16 protein-coding genes are annotated in these 18,245 nt (G+C 68.4%); 5 read left to right on the forward strand and 11 right to left on the reverse strand.

Annotation, left to right across the window (positions count from 1 at the left end; translation table 11 throughout):
- Window position 1: 1 nt before the first annotated feature.
- The 3 genes from QHF84_RS37050 to QHF84_RS37060 all read right to left on the reverse strand — a co-directional run bounded on the left by QHF84_RS37050 (window position 2) and on the right by QHF84_RS37060 (window position 2,841).
- Window positions 2–1,189: an NAD-dependent epimerase/dehydratase family protein gene (locus tag QHF84_RS37050; protein ID WP_281318258.1), complete on the reverse strand. Its 1,188-nt coding sequence runs from the start codon at window positions 1,187–1,189 to the stop codon at window positions 2–4.
- Between the two features lie 57 nt (window positions 1,190–1,246).
- Window positions 1,247–2,173 carry an exopolyphosphatase gene (locus QHF84_RS37055; RefSeq protein ID WP_281318259.1) on the reverse strand — a complete coding sequence of 309 codons (927 nt, stop codon included), beginning with the start codon at window positions 2,171–2,173 and terminating at the stop codon, window positions 1,247–1,249.
- 71 nt (window positions 2,174–2,244) lie between these two features.
- On the reverse strand, window positions 2,245–2,841 hold the full coding sequence (locus tag QHF84_RS37060; protein WP_281318260.1) for a hypothetical protein: 597 nt from the start codon (window positions 2,839–2,841) through the stop codon (window positions 2,245–2,247).
- A 149-nt stretch (window positions 2,842–2,990) separates the two neighbouring features.
- Between QHF84_RS37060 and QHF84_RS37065 the strand changes: the two genes are divergently transcribed.
- The gene (locus tag QHF84_RS37065) at window positions 2,991–4,130 is read left to right on the forward strand and encodes a cysteine desulfurase family protein (RefSeq protein ID WP_281318261.1); all 1,140 of its coding nucleotides are present in this window, start codon (window positions 2,991–2,993) and stop codon (window positions 4,128–4,130) included.
- Window positions 4,131–4,133: 3 nt separating this feature from the next.
- Here the strand turns inward: QHF84_RS37065 and QHF84_RS37070 are convergent, their stop codons facing one another.
- A complete protein-coding gene (locus QHF84_RS37070) occupies window positions 4,134–5,096 on the reverse strand; it encodes a tetratricopeptide repeat protein (RefSeq protein ID WP_281318262.1) in 963 nt (320 codons plus the stop codon).
- A 146-nt stretch (window positions 5,097–5,242) separates the two neighbouring features.
- Between QHF84_RS37070 and QHF84_RS37075 the strand changes: the two genes are divergently transcribed.
- Window positions 5,243–6,076 (forward strand): SAM-dependent methyltransferase, encoded by an 834-nt coding sequence (locus QHF84_RS37075; RefSeq protein WP_281318263.1) that lies wholly within the window; start codon window positions 5,243–5,245, stop codon window positions 6,074–6,076.
- 10 nt (window positions 6,077–6,086) lie between these two features.
- Here QHF84_RS37075 and QHF84_RS37080 read toward each other — a convergent pair whose 3' ends face one another.
- On the reverse strand, window positions 6,087–6,566 hold the full coding sequence (locus QHF84_RS37080; RefSeq protein WP_281318264.1) for a hypothetical protein: 480 nt from the start codon (window positions 6,564–6,566) through the stop codon (window positions 6,087–6,089).
- A 100-nt stretch (window positions 6,567–6,666) separates the two neighbouring features.
- On the opposite strand from QHF84_RS37080, the gene QHF84_RS37085 reads away from it, so the two are divergent.
- Window positions 6,667–8,010, forward strand: coding sequence for an alpha/beta hydrolase fold domain-containing protein (locus QHF84_RS37085; protein ID WP_281318265.1), 1,344 nt, complete (start codon window positions 6,667–6,669; stop codon window positions 8,008–8,010).
- Between the two features lie 7 nt (window positions 8,011–8,017).
- On the opposite strand, the gene QHF84_RS37090 is transcribed toward QHF84_RS37085, so the two are convergent.
- Window positions 8,018–8,569 (reverse strand): TlpA disulfide reductase family protein, encoded by a 552-nt coding sequence (locus QHF84_RS37090; RefSeq protein ID WP_281318266.1) that lies wholly within the window; start codon window positions 8,567–8,569, stop codon window positions 8,018–8,020.
- Between the two features lie 119 nt (window positions 8,570–8,688).
- On the opposite strand from QHF84_RS37090, the gene QHF84_RS37095 reads away from it, so the two are divergent.
- The gene (locus QHF84_RS37095) at window positions 8,689–11,451 is read left to right on the forward strand and encodes a HEAT repeat domain-containing protein (RefSeq protein WP_281318267.1); all 2,763 of its coding nucleotides are present in this window, start codon (window positions 8,689–8,691) and stop codon (window positions 11,449–11,451) included.
- A gap of 72 nt (window positions 11,452–11,523) precedes the next feature.
- On the opposite strand, the gene QHF84_RS37100 is transcribed toward QHF84_RS37095, so the two are convergent.
- Window positions 11,524–12,735: a cytochrome P450 gene (locus tag QHF84_RS37100; protein WP_281318268.1), complete on the reverse strand. Its 1,212-nt coding sequence runs from the start codon at window positions 12,733–12,735 to the stop codon at window positions 11,524–11,526.
- Between the two features lie 88 nt (window positions 12,736–12,823).
- Between QHF84_RS37100 and QHF84_RS37105 the strand changes: the two genes are divergently transcribed.
- On the forward strand, window positions 12,824–14,653 hold the full coding sequence (locus QHF84_RS37105) for a TIM-barrel domain-containing protein (RefSeq protein ID WP_281318269.1): 1,830 nt from the start codon (window positions 12,824–12,826) through the stop codon (window positions 14,651–14,653).
- A 3-nt stretch (window positions 14,654–14,656) separates the two neighbouring features.
- On the opposite strand, the gene QHF84_RS37110 is transcribed toward QHF84_RS37105, so the two are convergent.
- The 4 genes from QHF84_RS37110 to parA all read right to left on the reverse strand — a co-directional run bounded on the left by QHF84_RS37110 (window position 14,657) and on the right by parA (window position 18,166).
- Window positions 14,657–15,115: a VOC family protein gene (locus tag QHF84_RS37110; RefSeq protein WP_281318270.1), complete on the reverse strand. Its 459-nt coding sequence runs from the start codon at window positions 15,113–15,115 to the stop codon at window positions 14,657–14,659.
- Between the two features lie 147 nt (window positions 15,116–15,262).
- On the reverse strand, window positions 15,263–16,651 hold the full coding sequence (locus QHF84_RS37115) for a hypothetical protein (protein ID WP_281318271.1): 1,389 nt from the start codon (window positions 16,649–16,651) through the stop codon (window positions 15,263–15,265).
- Window positions 16,652–16,869: 218 nt separating this feature from the next.
- Window positions 16,870–17,532, reverse strand: coding sequence for a hypothetical protein (locus QHF84_RS37120; protein ID WP_281318272.1), 663 nt, complete (start codon window positions 17,530–17,532; stop codon window positions 16,870–16,872).
- Window positions 17,483–18,166, reverse strand: a complete 684-nt coding sequence (gene parA / locus QHF84_RS37125; RefSeq protein ID WP_281318273.1) for a ParA family partition ATPase — start codon at window positions 18,164–18,166, stop codon at window positions 17,483–17,485. The genes QHF84_RS37120 and parA overlap by 50 nt, the downstream gene beginning before the upstream one ends.
- Between the last annotated feature and the right edge of the window lie 79 nt (window positions 18,167–18,245).

Raw genomic sequence — 18,245 nt, forward strand, 5'->3', positions numbered from 1 at the left:
GCTATTTCTTCTTCGATTCTTCGTGGAACGCGCGGAGCAGCTCGGCCTCGCGCTCGGGCGAGAGGCCCGCGCGGCGCTTGGCCTGGCGCTCCGGGGGCAATGCATTGAACCAGGCGAGCAGGTCCGTGACCGTCGTATCGATCGGGCGGAACGTGAGGCCCGCCTTGCGCGCGCGCTCGATGTTGACGAGGTGGAAGCCCGCCGTCTCGCCCTCGGCCGGCGCCCAGATGGGCAGGTCGATCGGCTCGCCGCCGCCCGATTCTTTCGACTTCAGCCACGAGGGCGGGACCCAGGTGAGCTTGACGTCGCTCTTCGGCGAGGCCTTTTTGCTGGCCTCGATCACGCCGCCCATCGTGAGCGGCGAGCCCGGGCCCGTCGCATTGAAGACGCCAGTCGTGCCGTCCGCGACGAGCTTGACGAGCCACTCGGCGAGGTCGCGGACGTCGATGACCTGAATCGGGTCGTTCGGCGTGCCGGGGACGAGCATTTCACCGCCCTTCGCGACGCGGAGCGGCCAGTACGTGAATCGATCGGTGCCGTCGCCCGGGCCGACGATGTACCCGGGCCGCACATTGGCGACGCGGCCGGGCATCGCTTTTTCGGCGGCCTGCTCGCAGAGCGCCTTCAAGGGGCCGTAATTCTCGAATTCCTTGCCCATGGTCTCGACCGTGGGATCGGGGATCGTCCCGACCGTCGCGGTCTCGTCCATGTTGGGCTTGGAGTTGTCCTTGTAGACCGAGATGCTGGAGATGAAGATGTATTGCTTGACGTTCTTCGCGAGCAGCTCCGCCGAGGCGCGGACGATACGCGGGACGTAGCCCGAGGTGTCGATGACCGCGTCGAAGCTCCGGCCTTCGAGGGCTTTCAGGCCCTCGTCCTTGTTCGGGTCGCGGTTGCCGCGGAGCTTCTCGATGTCGGGGAAGAGCTCGGGGCGGGTCTTGCCGCGATTGAAGAGGGTGATGGCAAACCCGCGCGCCCGCGCCGCCTCGACGACGGCGGGCCCGACGAACCCCGTGCCGCCGAGGATGAGCAGGCTCTTCTTCTGGTTCGTCGGGGGCGGAGGCGCCGCGCCCGCGCCCGCCGCAGCCGCAGGATCCGCGGGCGGCGTGGGGGGCTGAGACGCGCAGCCGAGGGTCGTGGACGCGGCCGCGGCGAGCGAGCCGACGAGAAACGAGCGACGTTTGATCATGGCGAGGGATGGACGATGGCCCGGGAAGGTTGTGAACGACGATCGCGCGAGGCGTGATCAGCCGTCGGCGTTGATGCGGCCGATGAGGGTCTTCAGCACGTCGTCGGCCTTGTCGTTGTCGATCTGGCAGGTGCCGGCCGCCTCGTGCCCGCCGCCACCGTATTCGAGCATGAGCGTGCCGACGTTCGTCTTGCTGCTGCGATCGAGGATCGATTTGCCGGTGGCGAAGACGGTGTTTTGCTTCTTGAGGCCCCACATCACGTGGATCGAGATGTTGCACTCCGGGTGGAGCGCGTAGATCACGAAACGGTTGCCCGCCCAGATCGTCTCCTCGTTCCGGAGGTCGAGCACGACGAGGTTCTTGTGCACCGTCGAGCAACGGCGGATCTGCTCCTTGAACCGCTCCTCGTGCTCGAAATACATGTCGACGCGCTCCTTGACGTCGGGCATCTCGAGGATCTCCTCGACCGAATGCTGGAGGCACGCGTCGATGAGGCGCATCATGAGGTCGTAGTTCGAGATGCGGAACTGTCGGAATCGGCCGAGGCCGGTGCGCGCATCCATGAGGTAGTTGAGCAGGACCCAGCCCTTCGGCGAGAGGATCTCGTCGCGGGAGAACTGCGCGGCGTCGGCCTTGTCGACCGCCTCCATCATCTCGTCGGGGATGTCGGCGAACCTTTCTTTGCCGCCGTAATGGCGCCACACGACACGCGCGGCCGAGGGGGCGTGGGGGTCGATGATGTGGTTGTCGCGCTTGCCAACCCGCTGCGTCTCGCTCGCGTGGTGATCAAAGGCGAGGTGGACACCCTCGACGTAGGGGAGGTTCGTCGTGATGTCCCGATCGGTGACGGGGACCTTGCCGTCCTGCATGTCCTTCGGGTGGACGAACTTGATTTCGTCGAGGATGCCGAGCTTCTTCAAGAGGACGGCGCACACGAGGCCGTCGAAGTCGCTCCGCGTCACCAGCCGGTACTTTTCCGCCATGATCTTGCCCTCCGGACCGCTTTTCGCGCCGGAGGATAACCGAGGCCGCGCGCGCGGGGAAGCCCCGAGGATCAGGGGACCTTGTCGCTGCACCACGGCTCGGCGCTCGCCGTGGAGAGGACGACCTCACCCGAGCCGGCCGTGAGGTCGACCATGCCCTCCCAGACGAGCGTGATGGCCGGGTCCTGGTCCGTCACGTTGCGCAGGATGCGCATCGATATCGTGGAGCTCTCGACGGGCGCGACGTCGGCCGCATAATCGAAGACACACATGCAGCCGCAGCGGGCCTCCGAACCGTCTTCGAGTTTTTCCGGGGCGTCGGTCTGCGTGACGACGTGGACGCCTTCCTCGACGGCGACGGCGATCGAGTGCCGGCCACAGCAATTGAGCTGGATGCGCGCGTCGAGCAGGCCGAGCGTGCGCGTTTCGGCGTCGTAATTCCAGAGGAGGCGCTCGGCCTCGCAATACGTGGCCGGATCGGGGGACGGCGGGATCTTCGCGCCCTCCGAGCCGGCGAGGAAGCCGCCGCACGCGCTGATCGAGGGCGTGACGTCGAGCGAAGAGGCGGGAGGCGTATTGTCGCTCCCGCTCGAGCCCTCGCCGCCGCTGCAGGCGAGGAAGGAGGTTGCCGAAAGGATCAGAAGTCCAAGGATGCCAAGCATTTTCATCGTACGTCTCCAGATCGAGCGGGCGCCGGAGCGCGACGCCCATAACGAATGGACGCACGAGCAGGAGCGACGCGTCAAGGCAGGCGCACGGGCGCTACCACGAAAGGCGCGCTTGACGCGAAGGCCGGGGCTGAGTACCGCGAGATATCGTGCGCGCCGAAGATCCGATCTACCTCGACTACAACGCATCGACGCCGCTCCTGCCCGAGGTGGTCGACGCCATGTTGCCCTGGCTGCGCGGCGGATTCGGCAATCCGTCGAGCAGCCACGTGTACGGAAGACGCGCGCGGGCCGCGATCGAGGCGGCGCGCGCGGAGGTCGCGGCGCTCATCGCATGCACGCCCGAAGAGCTCGTCTTCACGTCGGGCGGGACCGAGGCGAACAACCTGGCGATCCGAGGCGTGGCCGAGGCGCTGCCCGATCGAAGGCACATGATCACGTCGTCGATCGAGCATCCGGCGACGTCGAAGCTCTGCGCGTGGCTCGCGCGGCACGGGCATCGGGTCGATGTCGTGGGCGTCGACGCGGATGGTCGGGTGCGCGCGGAGGAGGTCGCCGCGAAGCTCGGCGACGAGACGGGCGTGATCACGGTGATGCACGCGAACAACGAGACGGGCGTGATCCAGCCGATCGAGGAGATCACGCGGGCGGCGTGGCGCGCGGGCGCGGTCGTGCATACGGACGCGGCGCAATCGGTGGGCAAGGTGCCGATCGACGTGGGCGCGCTCGGGGTGGATTTGCTGTCGATCGCAGGGCACAAGCTGTATGCGCCGAAAGGCGTGGGGGCGCTGTTCATCCGGAAAGACATGCCGATCGCGCCGTTCATGCTGGGCGCGGGGCACGAGCGGGGGATCCGGCCCGGGACGGAGAACGTGCCGTCGATCGTGGGGCTCGGGGTCGCGGCGAAGGCGGCCATGCGGGACCTCGCGGCGGAGGGCGCGCGGGTGCGGGTTTTTCGGGACAAGTTGTTTGTCCTGCTCCGCGAGCGGGTGCCGGGGCTCGCGTTGAATGGGCATTCGGAAAAACGATTGCCGAACACGCTGAACGTGCGGTTTCCGCGGGTGAGCGGGACGGCGCTGCTCGCGCAGGCGGAGGAGGTGGCGGCGTCGACGGGATCGGCTTGCCACGATGGGCACGAATCGGCGTCGAGCGTGATCCTCGCGATGGGCGTGAAGCCGGAGGAGGCGATCGGTTCGGTGCGATTGACGCTCGGTCGAGGGACGACCGAGGCGGAGATCGTGCGGGCGGCCGAGGTGCTCGCGGCGGCGTGGGCGAAGCTCTCGCGATAGCCCTCAGCGCGCGACGCAATGCAGCGCGTGCGCGCGGACGAGCTCGTCATGGCGCCTCGTCGCGACGGAGGACCTGAGCTTCGTCACGAGCTGGCCCTCACGGCGGCAATATGTCGCGTCGTAAAACCTCGCATTCGTGGAGAGCAGGACCGTCACCGCGTCGTCGTGCTTTTGCTGCTGGACGTAGAGCTCCGCGAGCGAGACGACCATGGCGAGGGCATTCGTGCGGTCGTCGCCCTTGTCTCCGCTCGCCGTCCGGAAAAAGTCGAACGCGGCGCTCGGCCGGCCCGCGTCGGCATACACGAAGACGAGGCCCGCGCGGGCGGGGGCGGCGAGCGCGGCCGCGCATTGCGCGGAAGGCTCTTTCGCCACGGCGCCCGCGACCCACTTCAGCGAATGGAGCGCCTGCGGGGGGTCGCCTTTGAGCCGGTAGATCTCGGCGAGGCGGGCGTTCGCCGCGATCCAGGCGGTGTTGTCCGGCAGGGGGAATGTGAGCACTTTGACGTACGACTGCTCCGCGAGATCGAGCTTGGTGGGGTCCATCCGGCCCTCCTTGAAGAAGAACTCGCCGAACGCGAAATAGACGAGCGGGACGTAGGGCGATTGCGGGTATTGCTGGATGATCTGCAGATACCCTTTCCGCGCTTCGTTCATGTTGTCCGCCCGCTCGGCCGCGAGGGTCTCGGCATATTTGGCCCCCTCGGGCGCGGCGGTCGCGCCCGAGGGCAAACCCTGGCCTTCGCGCATCCGCTCGATGCAGGCTTCGACCGGCTCGACCGCCTTCGCCTCCCGCGGCTCGGTCGCGCCGTCCTCCTCGGACCCCTGCGCGGGCAAGGGCGGCGCCTCGGGGCCGGATCCGACCTCGACGACGGGCGCCTTCGCCGGCTCCTGCTGCGCGGACGGCCCGCCGCCGCACGCAGCAAGAACGAGCAAAAACGAGAGGAATGGCGAGACGAGGGCGCGCATGGATTTCGAGCCTAGACCATCGTCCCGCGCAAATCGCTCGTCCTCGACGTAGACGTCCTCCCCGACGCACCCAAGCGAAGCGTGCGGTCCGTCCCGGGTGAAACGCAGACGTTGCGCACCGCGGCATACCCTGTCATTCTGGGGCGATGCAGCAGCCGAGCCGAACGGCGAGGATGGTGGCGGCCCTCCGAGCGCGAGCGACGGAGCGAGAAACGCCGCTCTGCGACGATCCGTTCGCCCGCACGCTCGCCGGTCCCGGCGGGTTCGAGGACGCGGCGCGTTACGAAAAAGGCTATCCGCACATCGAGCTCTTCGTGGCGCTGCGCACGGCGCTCTTCGACCGCGAGACGCGGCGCTGGCTTGCGCGAGGGTGTACCCAGGTGGTGCTGCTCGGCGCGGGGCTCGATACCCGCGCGGCGCGGCTCGGGCAGAAGGGCGTGCGCTTCTTCGAGGTGGATCACCCGACGACGCAGGCGGACAAACTCGCGCGTCTGTCCGCGCTGCCCGGGTATCCGTTCGAGAATGCGACGTACGTGCCGTGTGATTTCGCCGTGAACGATTTCGTGGAGCGGCTCGATTCGAGCGGGTTTCGCGCGGACCTGCCGGCGCTCCTGATCTGGGAAGGCGTGACGTATTACCTGGAAGAACCGGCCGTGCGGGCGACGCTGCGGCGCATCGCGGAGAAACTACACCCGAGCTCGGTGATCCTGTTCGACCACGTGGGCAAACGCATGGGCCAGGGGGACGTGCGCGACGCGTCGTCGATCGCGGCGCGCGACGGCGTCGCGGAGATGGGCGAGCCCGTGGTGTTCGGGATCAATCACGTGCTGCCGATGCTCTACGAGGAAGGGTTCCGGCGCGCGCGGTGTGCTTCGTTCGACGAGATCGCGCTGAACCTGACGGGGACGTACGATCGGGCGCGGACGTTCCGGTTCCAGCACGCGGTCGTGGCGAGCGTGGCCGAAGACGTGTGGGCGTGAAGCTCAGCCGCTACTGTTCGAGCGAAGCGTGGAGCTGCTCGATGAAGCGAACGACGTCGGGCTCGCGCGCGGGGGAGACCTCGAGCCAGACGAGCGCCTGGCGCAGGTCGGTCCGGGCAAACATGCGGTAAATCTGGGACGATTCGGGCCCGCCGCCGTCGCCGAACCGGCCGAGGAAACGGGTCGCGCGCGCGTGCTCCATCGCGCTCAAGGCATTCGTGACGACACGCGCGAAGAGCGATTCGCTGAGGATCGCAGCACGCGCGGAGTCCCTGCCGAACCTTCGTACGCGCTCGTCGAGGACGTGGCGCTGGGCCGCCGTGGGCGCGCCGCCCTCGGTGGAGACGAGCAACCGGGAACGGCCGCTCGCGCGGTGGTGCGCTTCCCAAACCTCGATGTACGCGTTCCATTCGGGGTCGGTCGGCGGCTCTTCGGCATGCACGAGGACGATCAGCTCGCCGAGCGTTCCGAACGCGAGCGTCTTCTTCATCGCGGCGCAGGATAGCGCAGGGAAGCGCCCGCCCGACGGCGCATTTCGTGCCCTTTCGGCGCGGGACAACACCACGCGCCTCGGTCATCCTCCACGCGACGTGCCCCTGCCCTTCCTGCTCCCCGCTCCCGTGCTTTTCCTGATGGCCGCCGCCGTCGGCGCCATGTTCACGCTGAACGCGCTCCGGCCGGCCCGGAAGTTCTGGCCGCTGATCGGCGCGGGGTTCTTCGCATCGTGGCTGACCGGCGAGCTCGCGGCGCATCACCTGTTCTGGCAAGCCGTCGCGACGGCCCTCTTCGTGTGGGCCGGTGGGCTCGACGGATGGCCCGGCTGGGTCGCGCTGCTCGTCGTGACGCTGTCGTGGGTGGGGCTCGTGCGGATCGTGATCGATGCACGCAAGGCGCGCGACGTGACGGAGGCGGCGCTGCGCGAGGGGCTTGGGACGGCGTATCGGAGCGTGATCCCCGAGGAGATCGGCGCGCACGTCGACGAGCATTTTTCCCTCCGGCAGCGCCTCTTCCCGCTGCCGGTGCTCGACGGTCGCGTGGAGGTCGTGCGCAACGTCGTCTTCTCGCGCGCGGGCGGCGTGAACCTCAAGCTCGACGTCTATCGGCCGCGCGGCAACACGAAGCCGCGGCCGACGGTGCTGTTCGTGCACGGCGGCGCGTGGGTGATCGGGAGCAAGGACGACCAGGGCAAACCCCTCGCGTATCGGCTCGCCGCGCACGGGTGGGTCGTGGTGTCGGCGAACTACCGGCTCTCGCCGCGCTTCACGTTCCCCGATCACCTGATCGACGTGAAGAGCGCGATCCGCTGGATCCGCGAGCACGGCAAGGAGCACGGCGCCGACCCGAGCTTCCTCGTGATCACGGGCGGATCGGCGGGCGGCCACCTCGCGGCGCTCGCGGCGCTCACGCCGAACGATCCGCGCTACCAGCCGGGCTTCGAGGACGTGGACACGCGCGTGCAAGCCTGCGTGCCGTTCTACGGGGTCTACGACTTCACGGACAGGCGCGGGATCTGGAAGGGCACGCTGCTCCGCACGATCCTCGAAAAGAGCGTGATGAAGAAGCGGCTCGACGAGGATCACGCGGCGTTCGAGGCAGCCTCACCGATGAGCCTCGTGCGCAAGGACGCGCCGCCGTTCTTCGTGGTGCACGGCGATCGTGATTCACTCGTGCCCGTGCAGGAGGCGCGGCTCTTCGTGGAGCTTCTGCGCGCCGAGAGCCGCGCGCCGGTGCTCTACGCGGAGCTGCCGGGCGCGCAGCACGCGTTCGAGGTGTTTCCGTCGGAGCGCACGGGGCACGCGCTCGCCGCGGTGGAGCGGTTCCTCGCGCACCAGTGGGCGAAGCATCGCCGCGAGGTCGCGGGGGCCGAGAGCGCGGAGGTCACGCGCGCGCCGAGCACGCTCGGCGAGCCCGACGGCGCGACGTCGGCGGCCTAGCCATCATCTACAACGTCGCCGCGACGATCTCGTCGAGCGAAGCCTCGTCGACGAGGCCCGTCATGTACCGGACGACGCGGCCTTCGCGATCGATGACCACGAGGCTCGGCAGGTTCTGCACGTCGTACGCCTGCGCCGCCTCCTGGCCCGCGTCGATCACGATGGGATACGAAAGTCCCTTTTTTTCCGCGTAACTCTTCGCCTTCGCGGGCGGGTCGTGCGCGTTCACGCCGAGCACGATGAGGCCCTGCTTCTCGTAACGGCGCGCGATGCGGTCGAGGATCGGGGCCTGCGCGGCGCAAGGGCCACACCAGGTCGCCCAGAAGTCCAGGACCACCGGGTGGCCCTTGAGGCTCTCGATCTGCATGCGCGCCCCGGGATCGCCGTTCGCCGCGACCGCGAAGACCGCGTCGGGCGCCGGCTTGCCCTCGAACGGGCTCCCCCCGCGGACGACGCGGGGCAAGAGAGAGACCCCCACGAGCGCCCCGAGGCCGAGAAGGCCCGCAAACACCCAGGAGCGAAGCTTGCCATCGGAGGGAGCGGGGGCGGGCGTCGGCACCCGTTCTCCTTAGCAAGTTCTTTGCGGCTGCGCCCGAAAGGCGTCCCCTGGTATGTTCGGTCCCCGCAAAGCGGCGCCGCCGCTCCGCCGGTCGCACGAGAGCGACGCGGGGAGGAACCATGCTCGATCGTCCGAACTCACAGCCCGAACCGTCTCCTCTTCCCAACGGAAAACAGCCTCCTCCCCGGGGGATCGGGGGCACCGAGAAACCCATCAAGCGCAGGCTCCGCACGCCCGATCGGCTCGACCTCGCGAAATGGCCGCCCGACGACGCCGATCTCCCCGGCGCGCCCGGTGGAGGCGCGGTGCCCCCCGCGCCCGCTGGCGGCGGCGGCGCCGACTTCGGCGACGGCGACTTCAAGAAAGGTCGCTTCAACCCCGTCACGATCATCGTGGCGCTGCTCATCGTCGCCGGCGGCGCGGCCGCGCTCTTCTTCGGCATCAAGCAGGGCCAGGAGAAGATGACGGTCGAGCAGGTCGTCAAGGAGAAGAAGAACATCTTCGTCCTGCCCGTGAAGGACCAGATCCCGCGCTGGCGCACCTGGGCCGCGAACCCGAACGAGTGGGCCCTGCAGCAAGAGGCGCTGATCCAGCTCGCCTACGCCGAAGATCCCGAGGGCGTGACGCACGCGATCAAGGCGCTCGAACAGCCCGATCACCGCGTGAAGGGCGTCGCCGCGCAGGTGCTCGCCTACTACGGTTCGCCGAAGGGCGACGCCGGCAAAGCGGGGCTGCTCGCCGCGCTCAAGGAGGCCGACGACAGCGACAAGCCGCAGATCGTGTGGGCCCTCGTCATGCTGAAGGAGCCGCAGGTCTTCAAGGACGCGATGGACCAGTACAGGAAGGGCTTCCTGTCGAAGGTCGAGCGTCTCGGCGGCGGCACCGCGTTCGATCCGGAGCGGCTCGCGAGCCTCGTGTCGCTCGACGAGTTCGCCAAGCTCGCGGGTGATCAGAGCCCGTCGGTGCGTCAGCTCGTGGCCACGCTGCTCTCGCGCGACGCGAACCCGAAGTGGACGCAGACGCTCATCCAGCTCGTGAAGGATCCCGACTCCGAGGTCGGCCGCGAGGCCGCCACGGGCCTCGGCAAGATCGGCGACGAGACCGCGCGCGCGCCCTTGCTCTCGGCGCTCAGCACGTCCAGCAAGGAGAACCGCCAGAAGTTCCTGGAGGCGCTTCGTGACGGCATCGGCGGCGAGGGCCTCGTGCTCGCGCTCGCCAGCGTGAAGAAGGATCCGCCCGAGAGCGAGTGGTTCCAGACGAAGCAGCTCATGGAGATGATGAAGGACGTCGCCGATCCGCGCGTCGGTGACTCGCTCGTGAAGTGGCTCGAGGCGTCGCCGAAGCCCACGCTGCACTGGCAAGGCGAGGCCGGCACGCGTCTCGCCGAGGTCGGCGACATCCGCGCGGCGAAGTATCTCGGCGAGCGCATGCGCGCCGATCCCTCGAAGCTCTACGCGCAGGAGCGGTTCTGGGAGGCCGACGAGGGTGGTCACCTGTCGCGCACGGATCTGCCGCGCGTCGTCGCCAGCCGCATGCTCGCGGACCTCGCGATGATCCACCCCGACAAGAAGGACGAGCTCAAGGCCGCGGCCGAGGACGGCGTGATCTTCTGGATCAAGGACCGCCCGCAGCCGCACGCGAACGGCCTGCGTTTCCTCGCCGCCGTGCAGAGCGACAAGATCAAGAACGATCTCCGCGACTGGGCGTTCCCGAAGGATCCGCTCCCGAAGGAGGGCGCGCAGCCTCCCTTCCCCACGGCCTTCGAGACGGCGCAGAGCGCGCTCCGCTACGTCGGCTTGATGAAGGACGAGCCGACGTTCCCGAAGCTGCTCGAGCAGTTCAAGCGCAAGCCCGACAAGAAGATGGACATCACGCAGGAGGCGCTGAACGGCGCGGGCCTGGCGATGCTCGGCATGGCGCTCCGCGCGGTCGCCTACGGCGCGGCGCAGGGCCTCGGGCAGTGGGGTGACAACCGCGCCTCGAAGCCGCTCATGGAGCTCATCGAGGACGAGTCGTGGCACGAGGAGGCCCGCGCGGCCGCCTGCGACGCGCTCGCGTGGTGCGCCGACGACAAGACGATGAGCGAGGTCGCGAAGAAGGCGAAGGACTACGGAGCGAAGAAGGAGCCGCGCAAGCAGCTCATCGGCGCCTGCTACGCCTCGACGCTGTCGCTCAAGCCCGTGCCGGCGATCTCGGGCGAGCTCGCGGACCTGCTCACGCCCGACCTCGACATCGGTCTGCGCATGGCCTACGCCCGCGCGATCGGCATCGGCGGCTTCGATCAGGGGACGGAGGCGAAGCTCTTCGAGAAGCTCCAGAACCCGGAGATCCGCAACGCGGCGGCGCTCGCGTTGATCCTCGGCGGCACGGCGGAGACGGCGGCGCGTACGGTCGCGATGTACGGCGACTTCGGCCCCGACGCGCTGAACGATCTGAAGGATCACTACTTCCGCGCGTTCGGCTACTGGTCGGACGAGGACTTCAAGCGCGGCAACATCTACCGCTGGGTGACGAACGCCGAGGCGATCGCGCGCATCAAGGTGGCGGACACGCCGCAGGAGTGGTCGCGTCAGCGCCTGCAGTCGCAGTTCGACAACCTCAAGTTCGACAACGGCCCGCACTCCGAGACGCGCGTCGTGCTTCGTTACCGGCTCTGGCAGGACGCGAAGAGCGGCGACGCGGCGCGGAAAAAGGGCGCGATCCAGACGCTCAAGTTCATGAAGGAGCGCGGCGTTCTGATGGCGCTCCGTCAGGAGCAGGGCGAGACGGGTGAGATGGCGAAGAGGGCCTTCTTCGAGATCATGAACCCGAAGGCGATCGTCGCCGAGGACCTCTCGGCGCTGCAGTCGAAGGACAAGGGCGGCAAGGGCGACAAGCAGTAAGACGCCTCCGCTCGTACATCCCGAGACCCCCTCTCATCCGCGATGGGAGGGGGTTTCGTGTTTCGAAGGGGATCAGAACGCGACGGGCAGCGCTTCGAGGCCACGCACGATGTACGTGGGGCGCCAGCGCAGGGTGTTCGGCGCGGCGTCGAGGCGCAGACCGGGCAGCGTGCGGAGGAGCGTGGCGAGCGCGATCTGGCCTTCGAGCCGCGCGAGCGGGGCGCCGAGGCAATAATGGATGCCCTGGCCGAACGCGACGTGGCGGTTCGGGTCGCGCGTGATGTCGAGTTTGTCCGGGTCCTCGAACTGCGCCGCGTCGCGGTTCGCGGAGGCGAGGACCACGAGGACGAGCTCGCCGCGGGGGATCGTGACGCCTCCGAGCTCGACGTCCTCGCTCGCATATCGCTCGGTCGCCATCTCGACGGGGTTCGTGAAGCGGAGCAGCTCTTCGATGGCCGATTTGAGCAGCGTGGGATCCTTCTGGAGACGCTCGAGCTCGCGCGGGTGCTGGAGGAGCGCGAGCGTGCCGGAGGCAATGAGGTTCACCGTGGTCTCGTGACCGGCGACGGTCAGGAGGACGATCATCGCGAGCAGCTCGTTTTCGCTGAGGTGGCTGCCCTCCTGCTCGGCTTGCACGAGCGCGGTGAGCAGATCGTCGCGAGGCCGCGCGCGTTTCTCCGCGATGAGCGCGCGCAGGTCGCGCACCATGAACCAGAAGAGCGGCAGCGAGAGCATCATCTTCAGGTTCGAGGTGGTCTGCATCAGGGCGCTCGAAAAACGGTGATACCGGGGGCGCGCCGCCTCGGGGATGCCGAGCAGCTCGGCGATCACGGTGAGCGGCAAGGGGAGCGCGAAATCGCGCACGATATCCATCCGGCCGCGTAAAGCGACCTTTGCGAGGAGCTCGTCTGCGATCGCTTGCACGCGCGCGCGCATGTCCTCGACCATGCGCGGGGTGAATACCTGGTGAATGAGGTTTCGCAGGCGCCGGTGATCGGGCTCGTCGACGTCGAGCATGTTGCGCTCGAGGGGCTTCAAGAAAGCCGGGACCCAGGGCTGCTTCGCCTCTTGCTCCGGGGTGAGGACCTTCGTGCGGTCCTTGACGAAGCGCGGATCCTTGAGGACGGAGACGACGTCGTCGTAACGCGTGATGAAGTAGACCGTGCGCCCGTCTTCGAGCTTCGTGCGAAAGACGGGCGCCTCGGCCCGGAGGCGAGCATAGTATGGAAATGGATCCGCCTTGAATGCGGGGGCGAGGATGTCGACCGGCGTGATCGGGGGCATCGCAGTCGAGCATACCACGCGCCTCGAAATGAGGCAGGCGGCGCCGGCGCGGATGACAGGGGCGGACGAGCCGCGATAGGTTCGCGGAATGAAAATGCTTTCGCTCCCGCTCCGTGCTCTGCCTTTGTCCCTCCTCGCGCTCCTCGGGTGCCCGGAGGATCCGGATACACCGCCCGCGGGCCCGGCCGACCCCTGCGTCCGGCCCGCCGAGAACCTGCCGGAGCCGACGCGCCACACGCCGCGCTGGGCGTTCGAGCCGTGGATCTCGAAAGACATCTCGGACGGCCCGGACACGTATGCCTTCGTGTCCGGCTTCCGCGAGCGCGACATCCCGGTCGGCGCCGTGGTCCTCGATAGCCCCTGGGAGACCCATTACAACACGTTCATCCCGAACCCCTCGCGGTACCCCGATTTCGGCAAGATGGTGGAGGACATGCACGCGGACGGCGTGCGGGTCGTCCTGTGGATCACGAACCTCGTGAACTCGGTGTCGTACGACCTCGAAGAGGGCGGCGATGCGTACGAGGGCGCCGCGCCGAACCTCGCGGAGGGCGAGGCGTGTGGGTATTTCGTGGAGGATTCGCTCAGGTTTTCGTGGTGGAAAGGCTCGGGCGCCGCGGTCGATTTCATGAATCCGTCGGCGCGGGCTTGGTGGCACGAGCAGCAGAACGGCGTGCTCGACATGGGGATCGACGGCTGGAAGATCGATTTCGGCGACAGCTACGTCCGGCTCGATCCGGTGACGACGGCCGCGGGGCCCGTGCCGCACCAGGAATACTCGGAGGCCTATTACCAGGATTTTCTTGCGTACGGCGTAGCGCGGCGCGGGCGCGAGTTCGTCACGATGGTCCGCGCGTGGGACGAGTCGTACGATTTCAAGGGCCGGTTCTTCGCTCGCAAGGAGCACGCGCCCGTCGCGTGGATGGGCGACAACCGCCGCGATTGGGTGGGCCTCGCGGACGCGCTCGATCACACGTTCCGCTCGGCGGCCGCGGGATACGTGGTGCTCGGATCGGACATCGGCGGATATCTCGATCGGGACGACAAGGACCTGCTCGGCGAGCAGATCCCGCTCGACCCCGTGAACTTCGCGCGCTGGACGGCGATCGGCGCGCTGTCGCCTTTCATGCAGCTCCACGGCCGCGCGAACATCACGCCCTGGACCGTGCCGCAGAATGGGACCGAGATCGCGGACATCTATCGCTTCTGGTCGAAGCTGCACCACGAGCTCGTTCCCTTCTGGTACAGCCTCTCCGAGGAGGCCTATGCCGGGGCCGCGGTGCCCATCCGGCCCGTGGGCGCGGAGGCGAGCTGGGCCGGCGATTATCGTTATGCGATCGGCGACGCGCTCTTCGTGGCACCGCTGCTCGACGGTACGGGAAAGCGGGACGTCGAGCTTCCGGCGGGAGCGCGTTATTATGATTTCTGGTCACCCGCGGCGGCGCCGCTCGAGGGTGGGACGACGGTGTCCGCCGATTTCTCGACCGATCTGCAAAAGGTGCCGCTGTATTTCCGGTCGGGCGCGATCGTGCCGATGCACGTCGCGGACGACGTCACCGGGCTCGGCAATGCTGCCTCGGCCGGCAAGCTGACGGTGCTCGTGTTCCCGGACGCGGCGCCTTCGAGTTTTTCGCTGCACGATACGGATGACGCGGTCACCAAGGTCGAGGCGAGCGCGACGGCGACCGGGGCCACCGCGACGATTTCGCGCACGCTCGTCGATACGTTGTTCCGCGTCCGCGTGGAAGAGGAGCCGGCGGGCGTCACGGTCGCCGGCAATGCAGCGACCAAACACGCCACCCGGGATGCATTCGATGCGGCGCCCTCGGGCTACTATTACGAAGCGGCGACGCGCGCTCTGTGGGTGAAGGTCCCCAAGGCCGCCGGCGAGAGCACCATCGAGGTGCAGAACCCCTGACGTTCAGGTCTTCGGATTGCGGAGCCGCTGGTAAAACCACCAGTGGTGACCACCGATGTCCACACACTCGTATCCGCGCTCCGACCAGTATTCCTCGCCGTGGTCGACCGTCTCCGGCTCCCGGACGATCCTCGCGCCCGCGGCCCGGGCCCGCGCGCAGTGCGCCTCCACGTCGTCGACGTACACCATCATGTTCTGCGTGTTCGCGCCGCCGATTTGGCTCGGGGCCCGCGTCTGCGGGAATCTCTCCGGTTTGGGATGACTCACCATGATGAGCCCTTCGCCGTAGACGAGCTCCGAGTGCCTGACAGAGCCGTCCTCCCCCTCGACGAGCAGCCGCACCTGGAAGCCGAAGGCGCGGCAGAGCCAGTCGATCGCGGCCCTCGAATCCTCGTAGTAGATCGCGGACGAAATGCGGGGCCAGTTGGGCGGTGCCGGCTTCGACGGTTCTTGCGTGGTCATGACGTTCCCTCCTCTTGGCGAGCGGGCAGAGCTTTCCCAAGGCCCGCGCGAGCGTCAAGGCATTCGGGTCACAGAGGAGGTTTTTCTGGGAAATGGGCGGGGCGAGGGGGAGCGCAGGAAAACCGCGCTCCCCCCTCGCGCGCGGGATCACTCGAGCGTGATCGAGAGGTTGTACAGGGCGCCGGAGTAGCCGTACGTCGAGTTCGAGACCTTGATGTAGTACTTGCCGGGCGTCGGGATCGGCTCGCTCGTGAAGTCCTCGTGGTAGTTCGAGTCCTCGCTCACGCCGAGCGACGTCGTGCAGTCCGAGCCCACGACCTCGACGACCGTGTCCGTCTGCGCCTCGCCGGGCGACGTCACGACGTGGATGACCTTGCCCACGTCCGCCTCCGCGATGTCGACGACGAGCCAGTCCTGGTCGTCCTTGTCCGCCATCTTGAACGCGTCGAGCGTCGCCGGCAGCGACGCGACCGCTTGCGCCTCGCCGCAGGCGTTGTTCGGCTCGACCTCCGCCGGGACGATCTCCTTGACCGTCACGTCGATGTTGTAGCCGGACACGCCCGAGTTGTCCCAGTACACGAAGTAGACCGGCTCGGCGCCGACCTCGATCGTGGGCGCCGCCTCGAACGCGATGATCTCGGAGAACTTGCCGCTCGACGGCAGCACCGCGAAGCCCGTCGTCGCGTCGGCCGAGTCGGCCAGCGCCTCGACGGAGATGATCTTGCCCGGGCCCGAGGGCGTGTACGAGTAGAGCAGCGTGGCGAACGGCTGATCGACCGTGCCGCTGACGCTCATGCCCGCCGTGAGCGCGGTCGGCTGCCGCGCCGCGATCTGCAAGCCGCCCGGCGCGGGCGAGAGGATCTCCTCGCCTTGCGGGCCGCTCGCGACCGCGATGTCCGCGGCGCCCGCGGGCGTGTTCACGTCCGTGAAGACGAGCATGCTGACGCCGTAGAGCTGCGCGTCCTCCACGCTGCCGAAGATGCCGGACGAGCCGGAGACGGCGAGGTTCGTGTAGACGATCGGCTCGAAGAACCCGTCGCCGGTGTACGTCAGGTCGAACGGCGTCGAGAGGTCCTTCTGCTTGGCGCTCGCGATGAGGATCGAGCCCTGCGCCTGCGTGCCTTCGACCGACACCTCGAGCGGTGCGTCGAGGGAGAACGCGCCCTTGTAGGTGACCGTCGAACCGCCCTCGGTGACGTTCACGTCGCGCGCGCCGACCGCGGCCTTGTCGGAGATCTCGATCTCCGCGACGATCGCCGTCGGGCTCGCGATCTTCTTCTCGATGACCGTGATTTCCGGCCCGAAGTCGAGCGTCACTGCGTCGGTCCAGGTCGTGTTGAAGCCGCTGATCGTGACCTCGGCGCGGCGCGAGACGAACGCCTTGCTCGGCGTGATGGCGCTGATGCTCGGGTCCGCGCTCGGCCCCTCCGTGCCCGGCTGTCCTGCGGGCCCCTGCGGACCGGTCTCCCCGGTGCAACCGAGCGCAAACAGCGTGACGAGAGACAAAGACAGTAGACCCACTCGGCTCATTCGCATGGGAAGAAGCTCCTCGTAAGGGGGATTGGAGGCCTCCCTCGGCACGTCCGAGCGAGAGCCACCAACCGTTGAGAGTAGTCAGTGTAACGAAGTCACGGCGACGGGGGGCCGACGCCGAGGGGCCATGTTCAGCGCAAAGGCGGGGCGCTTTCAACGGCCTTGCAAGATTTCTCCGATGTGAGGCGCCCGCGCGAGACGGAAATACGTCACGCGCAGGACTACGCGGTCGCGGCGTATCCGCGCCGACGCACGACGCCGAGCAGGATACGGCCGATCTCGACGATCTGATCGAAGCGGCGGGGCGGCCATTCCACCTGCGGGAAGGGCGCCTTGCCCCAGAAGGCCGAGGGGCGCGGGGGCGGGGCGTCGCCGGGCGCGGGGGCGGCTTCGGTCGTGCCGGCGCCGAGGCGCGGCGCGAGGTGATTCGTGAGGGCCTCGCCGATGACGTTGCTCACGTCGCGATCGTGCTGAATGCAATGGATCGTGAGGCGATCGGCAAGCTCGGGCGCGAGGTAAATGGTAACGGCGCGGAGCGGCACGCCTCCCACGATCGTCGGCTCGGGCAGCGGCGCAGGCGCCGGAGCGGCGGGCGCGGCCGCGGGCTCCGCAGGCGCAGGCTCGGCCGGCGCGGTGGCGCGTGCTTCGACGGCGACGACGGCGCTCTCGGGGACGGGCGTGACGCTCGGCGGGACGGGCGAGGTCTCGGTCCACGCTTGGGTGCTCCGCTCGGACGCCCCCGCGCGCTCCGATTTCGCCGGGGCGCGACGGGCGCGCTTCGGCGCGGCCGCGACCGCGGGCGGCTCGTCTCCGCTGACGAATGCGTCGATCGATTCAGGCGACGGCGGCTTGCGGAGCGAAACCGCGACTTGCTTCTTGGCCATGGTGGAACCTCGTGAGCTCGTCGAGCAATTGGTGAATCTCTTTTGCGGAGGCGTCGCGCGGGGCGTACGTGGTGACGCCCTTCCCCACGGCGATCGCCTCCTGGTAGGCCACGCGAAACCCGAGCTCGGTGTCGAGCACCGGCAGGCCCGAGGTCTCGAGTGCCGTGCGCGCGCTCTTGGCGAGCGCGGTGCGGCCTTGCTTGCGCGTGATGAGGACGCAGCCGGCGAGTTTGTCCCGGAGCGCGCGCGCCTCCTGGAACACCTCGATCGCGGCGGTGAGCGCCCAGGCGTCGGCGGCCGTCGGCCCGCAGGGGAAGACGGCGACGTCCGCGACCATGAGCGCCGAGCGGGAGATCTCTCCGTGCCGCGGCGGGCAATCGATGATCGTGAGGTCGTACGCGGGAGAGACCGCATCGAGCTGCCCGGGTCGGTGCATCTGCGCGCCCATGGCGACGATGGTCGGCGTCTTGTGCCCCGCCTCGCTCGCGACCTCGCCCCACGTGCGCACCGTGCCCTGCGGATCGGCGTCCACGAGGAGCACGCGCTGTCCTCGCGAGAGCGCCGCCACGGCGAGGCTCACCGCCGTGGTGCTCTTGCCGATCCCACCCTTCTGTCCGGTGAGCGCGATGATCATGAAGCCCCCCTACCGGAAGCGACGCCCGAGGGCCCAATTTTTGGTGACGCACCTCGGACGCGCTGCGCCATGAGTGAGC

The organism is Polyangium sp. y55x31 (assembly GCF_029946505.1).
Lineage (GTDB): Bacteria > Myxococcota_A > Polyangia > Polyangiales > Polyangiaceae > Polyangium.